The sequence below is a fragment of the Saccharopolyspora rhizosphaerae genome (assembly GCF_003931915.1).
Lineage (GTDB): Bacteria > Actinomycetota > Actinomycetes > Mycobacteriales > Pseudonocardiaceae > Saccharopolyspora > Saccharopolyspora rhizosphaerae.
The window spans coordinates 59,328-70,823 of sequence record NZ_RSAA01000007.1 but is presented as its reverse complement, the minus strand read 5'-3'; the positions used below and the strand labels follow the sequence as shown (position 1 = coordinate 70,823).

The 11,496-nt window shown below is 70.0% G+C and carries 12 protein-coding genes and 1 pseudogene; 5 read left to right on the top strand and 8 right to left on the bottom strand.

The window, feature by feature from the left end; genetic code table 11:
- Positions 1 to 201: 201 nt before the first annotated feature.
- Positions 202 to 669, bottom strand: a complete 468-nt coding sequence (locus EIL87_RS06995) for a nuclear transport factor 2 family protein (protein ID WP_125089362.1) — start codon at positions 667 to 669, stop codon at positions 202 to 204.
- A 301-nt stretch (positions 670 to 970) separates the two neighbouring features.
- Between EIL87_RS06995 and cysC the strand changes: the two are divergent.
- Positions 971 to 1,531: pseudogene (gene cysC / locus EIL87_RS06990) on the top strand (adenylyl-sulfate kinase); the annotation flags it as partial.
- Between the two features lie 24 nt (positions 1,532 to 1,555).
- On the opposite strand, the gene EIL87_RS06985 reads toward cysC, so the two are convergent.
- Together EIL87_RS06985 and EIL87_RS06980 are read right to left on the bottom strand one after the other, a co-directional pair.
- Positions 1,556 to 2,416 carry a helix-turn-helix domain-containing protein gene (locus EIL87_RS06985; protein WP_125089360.1) on the bottom strand — a complete coding sequence of 287 codons (861 nt, stop codon included), beginning with the start codon at positions 2,414 to 2,416 and terminating at the stop codon, positions 1,556 to 1,558.
- A 558-nt stretch (positions 2,417 to 2,974) separates the two neighbouring features.
- Positions 2,975 to 3,208 carry a DUF397 domain-containing protein gene (locus tag EIL87_RS06980; protein WP_125089359.1) on the bottom strand — a complete coding sequence of 78 codons (234 nt, stop codon included), beginning with the start codon at positions 3,206 to 3,208 and terminating at the stop codon, positions 2,975 to 2,977.
- 469 nt (positions 3,209 to 3,677) lie between these two features.
- On the opposite strand from EIL87_RS06980, the gene EIL87_RS06975 reads away from it, so the two are divergent.
- Positions 3,678 to 3,899, top strand: a complete 222-nt coding sequence (locus EIL87_RS06975) for a zinc finger protein (RefSeq protein WP_125089358.1) — start codon at positions 3,678 to 3,680, stop codon at positions 3,897 to 3,899.
- A 197-nt stretch (positions 3,900 to 4,096) separates the two neighbouring features.
- Here the strand turns inward: EIL87_RS06975 and EIL87_RS06970 are convergent, their stop codons facing one another.
- On the bottom strand, positions 4,097 to 4,795 hold the full coding sequence (locus EIL87_RS06970; protein WP_125089357.1) for a GGDEF domain-containing protein: 699 nt from the start codon (positions 4,793 to 4,795) through the stop codon (positions 4,097 to 4,099).
- A gap of 261 nt (positions 4,796 to 5,056) precedes the next feature.
- Between EIL87_RS06970 and EIL87_RS06965 the strand changes: the two genes are divergently transcribed.
- The 3 genes from EIL87_RS06965 to EIL87_RS06955 are packed head-to-tail and all read left to right on the top strand — an operon-like array spanning position 5,057 to position 7,135.
- Positions 5,057 to 5,308 carry a DUF397 domain-containing protein gene (locus EIL87_RS06965; RefSeq protein ID WP_125089356.1) on the top strand — a complete coding sequence of 84 codons (252 nt, stop codon included), beginning with the start codon at positions 5,057 to 5,059 and terminating at the stop codon, positions 5,306 to 5,308.
- Positions 5,309 to 5,359: 51 nt separating this feature from the next.
- Positions 5,360 to 6,277 carry a helix-turn-helix domain-containing protein gene (locus tag EIL87_RS06960; protein WP_233576081.1) on the top strand — a complete coding sequence of 306 codons (918 nt, stop codon included), beginning with the start codon at positions 5,360 to 5,362 and terminating at the stop codon, positions 6,275 to 6,277.
- A 15-nt stretch (positions 6,278 to 6,292) separates the two neighbouring features.
- The gene (locus tag EIL87_RS06955) at positions 6,293 to 7,135 is read left to right on the top strand and encodes an SAM-dependent methyltransferase (protein WP_125089355.1); all 843 of its coding nucleotides are present in this window, start codon (positions 6,293 to 6,295) and stop codon (positions 7,133 to 7,135) included.
- 495 nt (positions 7,136 to 7,630) lie between these two features.
- On the opposite strand, the gene EIL87_RS26770 is transcribed toward EIL87_RS06955, so the two are convergent.
- The 4 genes from EIL87_RS26770 to EIL87_RS06935 all read right to left on the bottom strand — a co-directional run bounded on the left by EIL87_RS26770 (position 7,631) and on the right by EIL87_RS06935 (position 10,992).
- On the bottom strand, positions 7,631 to 8,317 hold the full coding sequence (locus EIL87_RS26770; RefSeq protein WP_158628605.1) for a zf-HC2 domain-containing protein: 687 nt from the start codon (positions 8,315 to 8,317) through the stop codon (positions 7,631 to 7,633).
- Positions 8,318 to 8,391: 74 nt separating this feature from the next.
- Positions 8,392 to 8,943 carry a sigma-70 family RNA polymerase sigma factor gene (locus EIL87_RS06945; protein ID WP_125089353.1) on the bottom strand — a complete coding sequence of 184 codons (552 nt, stop codon included), beginning with the start codon at positions 8,941 to 8,943 and terminating at the stop codon, positions 8,392 to 8,394.
- 212 nt (positions 8,944 to 9,155) lie between these two features.
- Positions 9,156 to 10,541: a glutamate decarboxylase gene (locus EIL87_RS06940; protein WP_125089352.1), complete on the bottom strand. Its 1,386-nt coding sequence runs from the start codon at positions 10,539 to 10,541 to the stop codon at positions 9,156 to 9,158.
- Positions 10,542 to 10,593: 52 nt separating this feature from the next.
- Positions 10,594 to 10,992: a hypothetical protein gene (locus EIL87_RS06935; protein WP_233576080.1), complete on the bottom strand. Its 399-nt coding sequence runs from the start codon at positions 10,990 to 10,992 to the stop codon at positions 10,594 to 10,596.
- Positions 10,993 to 11,496 lie beyond the last annotated feature (504 nt).

Genomic DNA, 11,496 nt, shown 5'->3' with positions numbered 1-11,496 from the left:
GCCGCAAGATCCAGCCCGCGGCGGCAGCCGCGTCTTCGGGTGTGGGACCCAGCTGGCACCGCCGCAGGTTCTGAGCGGCTTCGTGGCGAGTGCGCCGCGACGCCGCGTGTTCGCGTGCTGCAGGAGCGGCGCGCGGAGTCCGCACCGCCGCTCAGGTCCTGCCACCCGCACCGCCACGCAGAGCACCTCCTCGAACGAGCATCAAGCCCACCGGTTGGCGGTGAGGTTGAAGTGGGGTAGGTCGTCGAACGTGTGCATGAACTCGTACGTGCGGGTGTAGCCGGTCTGGCTGATGCGCCACTGCCCGTCGGACCCGCGGCGGTAGGTGTCCTCGTAGAAGGCGGCGCCCCGGATGATGGTCTTGAACTCGGTGGCGATGACGGTGTCCTCGAAAACCCAAGTCCCGGTGGCGGTGTCGCCGTCGACGTCGATCTCCGGCTGACCGGCGAAGTGCGTGGTGATGATGCCCGGACCGAGGTTGTCCCGCATGAACGTCAGGATCTCCTCGCGCCCGACGAGGTGGAGCTGGGAGCCCGCGGCCTCGGTCCCGTAATCGCCGACGGCGTCCTCGGTGAGGGTGTCGGCCAGCTCGTGCCACAGCTTGAGGTCGACCGCTCGCAAGTAGCGGTGCTTCACACGCTTGATCTCCTCCAGCGCGACCAGGTCCACGACGCCTCCTCGCTCGGTCCTGCAGGGTGGGGCAGTGCTCTTCGTCCAGTGCTGGTGACCGGTGTCGAGCCGGAGCGCGGCCTGGGTCCACCCCTCGACTTGGGGGTGGGCCCTGTCCCCGGGCTTCCACCACGGCCACTCCTGAGCGCTGGCCTCCACGGCTTGCCCCAGCTTTCCGCGCAGCTTGACCGAGCGCAAGAACTTGTTCTACTTTTCTGTGGAACTTGTTCTAGTTCGCCGCTGATCGGAAGGGCGGGGCGAGGTGGCCACGAGGCGGGCGCCGCAGACCGCGAGCACGAACATCACCTGGGTGTCCACCGCGGTCCGCCGGGAGCAGCGGCACACCCGAGGCGCGACGGTGTGGCTGACCGGGCTGTCGGCGTCCGGGAAGTCCAGCGTGGCCGTGGAGCTGGAGCGCGAGCTGGTCGTGTCGGGCCGTCCCGCGTACCTGCTCGACGGCGACAACCTGCGGCACGGCCTCAACGCCGACCTCGGCTTCTGCGCCGCGGACCGGGCCGAGAACGTGCGCAGGGTGGGCGAGGTGGCGCGGTTGTTCGCCGACGCCGGTGTCGTCTCCATCGTGTCGCTGATCAGCCCCTACCGCTCCGACCGCCAGCGGGCGAGGCAGGCGCACGGCGACGCGGGCCTGACCTTCGTCGAGGTCTTCGTCGACACCCCCATCGAGACCTGCGAAGCCCGCGACCCGAAGGGCCTCTACGTCCGAGCGCGCGCCGGCGAGATCACCGGGTTCACCGGTGTCGATGACGCCTACGAGGCCCCGGAGTCCCCAGACCTGGTGCTGCGGCCGGAGATGGGCGATCCGCGCGAGATGGCCGCGTTGGTCGCGAACCTGCTCGACTGACGGGGAACCCCGTCGCGGCGGCAGTCAGAAGTCGATCTGGTCGCGGTACTTCTTCGCCAGTTCCTGCAGGAAGGCCACCGTGTCGTGGCGTTCCAGAGCGGCGCCGCGAAGCCGGTCCCAGGCGTCGTTGAACAGGTTGAAGTCGTCCTCGTCGTCCAGGTACAGCCCGCCCGCGACGTGCTCGACGAACACGAAGTCCTTGGTGCCGTCGGAGAACCGCATGATGGTGAAGTCGTTGGGCACGTACGGAAGCCGCACGTCGAACGGCAGGATGTGCACGTACGCCTTGGGGTACCGCGCTTGCAGGTCCAACAGGTGCTCGACCTGGTCCAGCGCCACCGAGGGGTTCGGGCCGCCCGGCATGCGGTGGAACGCGGCCTCGCTGATCACGAAGCGGTAGTAGGGCGGGCGCGCGAGGTCGAAGACCTGCTTGCGGTCCAAGCGGTTGCGCACCAGCGCGGTCACGTCGGTGGCGCGGTCTTCGGAGAACTGGGTGAGCATGAAGTGCTCGGACTGCAGCGGGCCCGGGATGCGTTCGCCGTGCCAGCTGAGGATCTCGCTCGCAGCCGGTTCGAGGTCGGTGAAGGTGCGGAACCACTGCGGCACCGCAGACCGGTAGCCGGCCCACTGGCCGCGCTGCCCGGAGCTGGACCGCGCCAGCTCCACCATCAGCTCGGACTCGGCCTTGCCGGTCTTGAAGGCCTGCAGCATCTTCTGCAGCTCGGCGTTCTTGACCGCAACCGTGCCCGACTCGATCTTGTTGATCTTGCCCTGGCTGCACCCCAGCAGCTCAGCGACTTCCTGCTGGGTCATGCCTGCGGTCTGCCGCGCGCGGCGGATCTCGTTCCCGAGCTGCCTGCGTCGCGAAGTTACCGTGCTCGGCACCAGATCTCCGCTCGTGTGCTTTGCCGTCCCCACGTCTGACGAGCGCAAACGCGCCTGTCAAGAACAACATCGTAATGCACCCGGACGGTGTTAGGTGCGGAACTGCTCACGATCGGAGTTGCGCCCAGCGGAGACTCATCCCCAGCACCCTTGACCTGCGATGACCGCCCGCGGGCGCTGTGCTTCTCTCGCAGTGGAGCTGCTGTGCCCGATGCGAGTTCACCCGACACCACCCCAAGCCGGGCGACCTGCTGCGGCAGCCGCGTCTTCAGGTGTGGGACTCACCTGTCTCCGCTGCGAAGACCCAGGCGGCGAGCGGCGGCAGCCGCTTCTCCAGGTGAGAGACCAACCGGCACCGCCGCAAGATCCAGCCCGCGGCGGCAGCCGCGTCTTCAGGTGTGGGACTCAGCTGGCACCGCCGCAGGTTCTGAGCGGCTTCGTGGCGAGTGCGCCGCGACGCCGCGTGTTCGCGTGCTGCAGGAGCGGCGCGCGGAGTCCGCACCGCCGCTCAGGTCCTGCCACCCGCATCGCCGCGCAAGCCGGCCCTGGAGCAGGAGGTCAACCCAGGTCGAAGGTGCCGGCTCGTGCTTGCTTCAGGAACCTCCCCCAGCTCGACCTGTCGAAGTTCAGCAGGACATCACCCGTCATGCGCTTGCTGTCGCGCACTCCCACACGCCCGGGCACGGCCAGGTTCACCTCGACGCAGTTCCCCCCGTTCGGCCCGCAGGCGGACGCGGTCCTCCAGCCCGTGCGGCCGAAGACCGTGCTTTCCGTCGGTTCCGAGTGAGGCATCGTGGGTGCATCCCTTCCGGATCTCTCGACTCCGTCGCTCGAGTGTGCTTACGATTAATCGTAGACGATTCCGCGGAGGGATCATGACAGTCAAGACGTTCGGGGGAACCCTGGGGGCGGGTGTGGGGCAGTCCGAGGTGGACCTCCCCACACCCGGACATACCGCCGAACGGGTGGCATCGCGGCGTACGTGCGCGGTGTCGCGAGTGAGGAGGAAGGCGACGCCGAGCGTGTGGCGTGCGTCTTCCCCTGGGAACGTGAGAGGATTAAGAATAATCCTCAGATGGGGCCGCGCTGAGCGGGTGGCGGCCGGACGATGACCGGCCAGGGCCGCAGGGCTTGATTCCATCTGAGCGGGTGATTACCCGGATTGGGTTCAATCCGGCGAAGCGCCCGGCGATCCGGCCCGGATCGGGCAGGACGCGGCATACGGTACGGCGTCGGTACACGGCAGCGAAGGAGAGAGCGGATGCATCCGTTCCATTGGGTTCCGGCCCTAGGGGAGCGTCACGCGAGCACCGATCCCCGGCCTGCTGGGGGATATCCGGCCGGCACCACCGTCACCACGCTCTGCGACCGCGAGATGCGAGCGGAAGTGGGAGAGGTGGCCTGGCTCTGGAGCACGTGCCCGGCTTGCAACGCGGAAGCGCACCGCATGGTCGGCGGCGCCAGGCAGCCCGCGTCTGTCTAGCCTGTCGAAGTTCGTGCTCCGCGGGCCGGTGCGGGTGACCGGAACGCCTGGACAGGGAGGGCGCAGCGACTCCGCGGTCTCCGTGCGCCGCTCCTCGAGCACCCGAAACGGGCGTTCCGGCGTGCTCGCCACGAAACCGCTCCGAACCTGCGGCGGGGCGAGCTGAGTCCCACCTGGGGCAGCGGTTGCCGCCGCGATCAGGCTTGGGCTTCTTGGGAAGCTCCGCCTTCCAGGGCGACCAGCGCCGTCCGGTGCCGCGGGATCCGGTCGGAGACATCGGCGAGGGGCTGGTAGCGCTGGGTTCCCGCTCTCGCCGACTTGACGCGGTACATGGCCTTGTCGGCGGCGGTGACCAGCTGGTGCATCCGGTGCACGGGCAACACCGCGACACCTGCGCTGGCCGTGCACTTGATGGGCATCTCCGCCGTGACCTCGGTGGAGGAGATCCCCGCGCACAGCTCGTCGGCCAACGCCTCGGCGTCGCGCGTGGCTTCGCCGCTGCAGAAGTCGGCGCCCAGCAGGACCACGAACTCGTCCCCACCGAGCCGGGCCGCGCACGCCGCGTGCCCGGCCTTCTCGTGTATCCGCCGCGCCACCGCGACCAGGACGCTGTCGCCGAACTCGTGGCCGTACACATCGTTGGTCTGCTTCAACCCGTCCAGGTCCAGCAGGATCATCGCGACGTGATCGCCGGGCCGGGCGGACGCGCGCTGCTGGTCGAGAGAGCGCTGCAACCCCGCGCGGTTGGCCAATCCCGTCAACGGATCCGTGTGCGCGGCCCTCTCGGCCGCCGCAAGACGTCGTTCCAGGTCGCGCCGCTCGCGGTGGGCGACGACCAGCTGCACCGCCAGCACCGCGCAGAGGGCTAACGCTCCCACCGCCACCAGCCCGCTCATCGCACCACCCGTTTTCGGTGGGGAGCCGGGCGAATCGGACGTTCGCGACGGACCGGTGTGCGCCGCGATGAGCGGATCATGCCCTCTTCCCCCTCCCACGCGCCCGGGTCCGTTTGCCGGACACCGCGTTCCCGCTGATGGATCAAGATCGGCACTCGACCTGCTGCTGCTACTGTCCCGGACGGGCCTTGCAGATGCAAGAACGTTTGCAAGAACACTTGCAAGCACGGAGGCGATTTCGCCCGAATGTTGGAGGCACCCATGCCGGAGATCGGGGCGCCCGAGGCTCCGCGCCAGGCAGACCTGCGCTGGCGGTCTGAGCTGCGTTGGCGCAAGAGCGCGCACAGCAATCCGAGCGGCAACTGCGTCGAGGTCGCCGAGCTGGAGCCCGGGCGCATCGCGGTGCGCAACTCCCGCTTCGCCGACGGGCCGGTGCTGGTGTACACGCGCGAAGAAATCGCGGCTTTTCTCGAAGGGGTTAAAGAAGGGGACTTCGATGATCTAATCTGCTGACTGGTTGTGGCGGCGATCGGACGCCGCATTGCTCCCGATGGGGGTATCGACATGATGAGCATCGAGCCGGAAAGACCGAGCAGACCCGGCGCCACGCGCGGTGGGCAGCAGAGCAGCCCTGCCGCGGGGCCGACCGTGCTGCGCATCGCGCTGGGCGGACAGCTGCGTCGGCTGCGCGAGGAGCGCGGGATCAGCCGTGAAGCAGCCGGCGATGCCATCCGCGGTTCGCACGCCAAGATCAGCAGGTTAGAACTGGGGCGGGTCAGCTTCCGCGAGCGCGACCTCAACGACCTGCTGACCCTCTACGGCGTCCAGGACCCGGACGAGCGCGGAGCGTTCCTGTCCCTGGCGCGGCAAGCCAACGAACCGGGCTGGTGGCACCAGTACGGCGACCTGCTGCCGTCGTGGTTCGAGACCTACCTCGGCCTGGAGCAGGCCGCGCAGATCATCCGCACCTACGAGGCGCAGTTCGTCCCCGGACTGCTGCAGACACCCGATTACGCGCGCGCGGTCATCCTGCTCGGTCACGCGCAGGAACCGGCCGGTGAGGTCGACCGACGGGTCGCGCTCCGCATGCGTCGCCAGGACATCCTCACCCGCGCGGAGCCACCCACGTTGTGGGCGGTCATCGACGAGGCCGCGTTGCGGCGGCCGATCGGCGGACCGCGGATCATGCGTGGGCAGATCGAGCACCTGATCCGCATCTCCGAACTGCCCAACGTGACGGTGCAAGTGCTGCCGTACAGCGTCGGCGGGCACGCCGCGGCGGGTGGGCCGTTCACCATCGTGCGCTTCCCCGAGTCCGACCTGCCCGACGTCGTCTACCTGGAACAGCTCACCAGTGCGCTGTACCTGGACAAGCGCAACGACCTGGACCAGTACCAGGCCGTGATGAACATGCTCAGCGTGCAGGCGGCGACTCCGGAGGAGACCCCGCAGCTGCTGCGCGCGTTGAAGGACGAGCACTGAGCCGAAGGACAGGGCATGAACCAGCACGGTGGCCGGCTCCCGGCCGAGATCGACACCAGCGTGGCGCACGAGGCCCGGGTCTACGACTACTGGCTGGGCGGCAAGGACAACTTCGCCGCTGACCGCGCGCTGGGTGACGCGATCGCCGAGCACGTCCCGACCATCAAGACCATGGCGCGGGCCAACCGCGCGTTCGTCGGCCGCGTCGTGCGGTTCCTCGTGCAGGAGTGCGGGATCCGCCAGTTCCTCGACGTCGGCACCGGGATCCCGACCAGCGGCAACGTCCACGAGGTCGCGCAGCGCGCCGAACCGAGCTGCCGCGTGGTCTACGTCGACAACGACCCCATCGTGCTCGCCCACGCCCGCGCGCTGATGACCAGCACCGACGAGGGCGAGACGAAGTTCATCTACGCCGACCTGCACGACCCGGACTCGATCCTGTCCGACCCCTCGCTGGCCGGAACCCTCGACCTGACCCAGCCGACCGCGGTGATGCTGGTCGCGGTGTTGATGTACTTCCGGGAGAACGCCGAGGTGGAGCAGGTGCTCGGCAAGCTTCTCGACGCGGTCCCGTCCGGCAGCTACCTGGCGATCACCCACCCCACCGCCGACTTCGACCCCGAGGCGATGGCCGGTGTGGTGGCCTCCGCGGAGCGGTCCGGGATCCCGTTCCAGCCGCGCAGCCAGGACGAGGTCGCCTCGTTCTTCCAGGGAATGGACCTGGTCGAGCCCGGTGTCGCGCCGGTGCTGGCGTGGCGACCGGACGACGAACCCGGCGGGGTCACCAAGCTGCACCCGGAGCACCAGGTCGACCCGCACAGCGCCTACTACTGGGCCGCAGTAGGCCGCAAACGCTGAGCCTCTGATCGGTCGCGGCCGCTCAGCTGAGCCGGTGGAGAGCCCGAGCGGCCGTGGACTCCACGCGCCACCCTTCGAGCAGGCTGGTGCGAGGTCGCTGCGTGCCTCGCCTCTTACCTCGGAAGCTGCGGCGCCGAGGGCGGAGCCCCTCTCGAACTTCGCGCGAACGTCGAGGGGATCCCGAGCCTCGGATCGAGCAGGTGGGCGGCGCCGCGCGTGCTCGCCCCTAGCTCGGAAGCTGCGGCGCTGAGGGCGGATTCCCGTCCAACTTCGCGCGAACTTCGAGGGGACTTCGGGCGTCGGGTCGAGCGGGGGGCGACGTCGCCACGTGCTGGCCCCCTCGCTCGGAAGCTGCGCGGTGCGGAGGGCGGAGCTGCCTTCGAACTTCTCGCGAATGACGAGGGGGACTTCGGGCGTCGAAGTTCGCGCGAAGTTCCGGGAGCGCCTGGCGGCGCAGGGCCGGGAACGGCGGCTCCGCCGCAGCGCTGAGCAGGCTCAACCCGCTTCGCGGTAGGCGGTGGGGCCGAGTTCGCGGGGTGGCTGCGGGTCGTCCGGCACGTCGGTGATGGCGGTGTTCTCGTCGTGGCGGAGGCCCTGTCGTGGGCCGGGCTCGCGGTCGCGGTGGTCGTGGCGGATCACCAGCAACAGCACCAGCGCCGCCACCAGCGGCAGGTGCGAGACGAGGCGACCGGCCGAGACCCCGCCGGTGAGGACGTCCTGGACGCTGACGACGGTGAGCACGGCCAGGAACGCGCTCAGCACCGGCAGCACGCCGGCACTCGCGCGAGCCCGCCAGGCCGCCCCACCGAAACCGGCGCCCAGGGCGAGGTTCCAGGCGCTGCTCTCGTGGAACAGGTGCCCGGCCATGGCCTCGTGCCCTCCGGCGCCGAGCAGCTGCAGCGCGCCCAGCGCGACCTGCACCGCGGCGACCGCACCCAGCAGCACCCGGGGCCACCGCCGAGCGGTGGGCGCGGGCAGCGCCCGCAGCACCGAGTCGGTCAGGTCCGGCGTGCTCGGCACCGCGCGAACCCGCAACTCCCTGCTCAACGCGACGGCGCGAGCTTGCCAGGCCCGGCACTCGTCGCACGCGGCCAGGTGCCGCTCCACTCCAGCCGCGGCCACCGGCGGGTCCTCGCCGTCGAGCCGGGCCGACAGCGCCTCCCGGCAAACAGAACACTCCACGCCCTTACTGTCGCTCCCCGCCGCGCAGGAGTTCCCGGCGGGTCCGAAGTCGCGCTGTCCCGGCCGCGGCGAGGTCAGCCGGTTTCTTCGTCGGAGCGGGGCTGGGTGGTGAGCAGCTGCTCCCGGGCACGGGCGACTCGCGAGCGGATGGTCCCCACCGGGCAGCCGGCGATGTGCGCGGCGTCGGCGTAGGGGAGTCCGAGGACCTGGGTGAGGACGAGGGCTTCGCGGCGCTCCGGGTCCAGGTCGCGCAGCAGCAGGTTGAGCGCGACGACGTCCTCGAAACCGGTGTCCGAGGAGGTGGTGTCGAGGTCGGCGCTGACGTAGGTGGTGCGCGGGCGCGAACGCTCGTAGCGGATCTGGTCGACGACCACGCGACGGGCGATGCTCAGCAGCCACGTCCGGGCCGAGGAACGGGCGGTGAAGCGGCGGACGCTGCGGAAGGCGCGCAGGAACGTCTCCTGCGCGAGGTCGTCGGCGAGGTGCGGTCCGGCGAGGTGCGCGACGAAGCGCCAGACGTCGTGCTGGCTCTCCCGGATGAAGGTCTCCATCGCGTGCGGGTCACCGCGACGCGCGTGCAGCGCCAGGTCGGTCAGCCGCGCGTGGGCGTCCTCGGAACGACTCATGATCGGCCACGTTAGTCGGCCGGGAACGGACTGCGATCAGCTGATCGACTTGGCGTGACCGCACGCACCACTCCAGTGCTGGACCTTCCCGGGGTACGGGAGGTTTTCGCACGGTCCGCTCGTGTGGTCGAAGGCGCCTCATTGCCCTGCCCGAGAACCGCGCTGCGTGCGAGTTCGGGCTGGCACGGCGAAAGGCTCGTTGCCCAGCTGTGTCAGTGGTGGGAACCGGCGCCATGGGCGAACCCGGCGGACTCGCGACCCCGTGCGGGCGCGGTCTGGGCCTCGAGCCGGGGCAACGCTCGACGCAGGTCGTCCAGCAGCAGGTCGGCGAGGTCGTGGCTGAAACCGTTGCGCACCACGATCCGCAGCACCGACAGGTCCGTGCGGTTCGCCGGGAACGAGTAGGCCGGGACCAACCAGCCGCTGGCTCGCAGAGCGGCGGAGACGTCGAAGACGGAGTAGCTGCCCGCGTCCTCGCGCAAGGTGAACGCGAAGGCCGGGATGTGGCTGCCGTCGGTGAGCAGCTCGAACGGGCCGAGCTCGGCGATCTCGGTCGCCAGCCGAGTCGCCACGTCGCGGCACTCCTGCTGCACCCTGCGGTACCCGTCGAACCCCAGCCGCAGGAAGGTGAAGTACTGGGCGGCCACCTGCGCTCCCGGCCGGGAGAAGTTCAGCGCGAAGGTCGGCATCTCGCCGCCGAGGTAGTTCACCCGGAACACCAGCTCGTCCGGCAGCGCGTCGGGCGAGCGCCACACGACCCAGCCGATGCCGGGGTAGACCAGCCCGTACTTGTGCCCGGAGGTGTTGATCGAGGCCACCCGCGGCAGCCGGAAGTCCCACGCCAGCTCCGGGTCCAGGAACGGCGCGATCAGCGCTCCGGACGCCCCGTCGACGTGGACCGGGATGTCGGGGCCACCGCGCGCGGCCAGCTCGTCGAGCGCGTGGCAGACCTCGGCGACCGGTTCGTAGGAGCCGTCGAAGGTCGAGCCCATGATGGTCACGACGCCGATGGTGTTCTCGTCGACACGACGCAGCGCTTCCTCGGCGGAGAGCGTGAACCGGTCGCCCTCCATCGGCACGTAGCGCGGTTCGACCTCGAAGAAGTTCGCGAACTTCTCCCAGCAGATCTGCACGTCGGCACCGAGCACGATGTTCGGGGTGCCGGTGCCCCGCCAGCGCCGCTTGAGCGCGAGGCCGGCGAGCATGCACGCCTCCGAGGACCCGGTCGTGGAGCAGCCGACCACGTGGTGCGGGTCGGGCGCGTGCCACAGCCCGGCGAGCATCCGCACGCACCGGTCCTCCAAGGCGGCGGTGCGCGGGTACTCGTCCTTGTCGATGACGTTCTTGTCGAAGCACTCGGCCATCAACCGGTTGGCGTGCGGCTCCATCCAGGTGGACACGAAGGTCGCCAGGTTCAGCCGCGCGTTGCCGTCGAGCATCAGTTCGTCGTGCACGACCTGGTAGGCGACCTCGGGATCAGTGCCCTGGGCCGGGAAGTCGTAGGTCGGCACGTGCAGCGGTTCGCGCGCGAAGATCGGGTTCACCGCGACCTCGCTGCGGTGCGGGGGCGGCGTGTTGTCCGGATGCGTCAGCGGCACCAGCCCAGGTTGCCCGCAGCGGGACGCCGCAGCAGCGTCGGGCGTAACCCGTTCAGGTGGCTGCGTGCGTGCGGCGCGGGTGCAGCCGGATCGTCGTGGTGCGGCGCAGTCCGGCGGGAACACCGCAGTCCGGCGGTGGTGTCAGCACCGCCATCGGTGAGCCGGGCGTACCGGGCTCCGCCAGGTCCAGGACCGCGCGGACCGTCCACTCCGCCGTCGCGTGGTAGTGCCACGACACGGTGGTCGGCGCGAACAGGTCGGCGTCCGGCCGCAACGGCGTCCGGTAGGCGGTCGCGTCGTCCTCCGCGCGCAGCACGAGGACGTCCGCGCAGGTCGTCCACCGGTGGACCACGCTGACGGCGTGCGGCGCGTCGCGCGGGCCGAAGACGTAGGACTCCCAGCCGTCGCGCCGCATCTGCTGGAGCAGGGCGTCGAGCCCAGGAACGCTCACGTGCACCGCCCCCTCGCGGCCGTGTGTGCAACGACGGCTGTGCCATTACCCGTTGGTAATGCCTACCACGCCCAGTCTCCCACGCACCCCGACCGACGACTTCTCGCCCCAGCCGCCCGCGTCCCGCCCCTCTCAAGCTCAGCCACCCCGGTCCCGGCTCGACGACACACCCAGCTCGTTCAAGGTCACGGCTGGGGGAGGCAGCTGGAGCGGACTCCGCGATGCCGCGCGAGGCCCACCCCACAACCACCCGTCGAACTTCGCGCGAAGTTCGAGACCGGCAGCCAGCCATCAAACTTCGCGCGAAGTTCGACAAGGTCACCCGAACGGTCATCGTGCCTGTCCGCAGGGCGCTGAGGTGTCCACAGACGCCGCTCCGCAAGCCGTCGTCGCTCCGCAGGGCGTGTTCGGGCGAGTCTGCGGGCGGGAGAACCTTCGCGGGGGTAAGGACATTGCGCGCGAAATGTCCGTTCCTCGGTGGGGGAACCGGTTGTGGCGATCGGG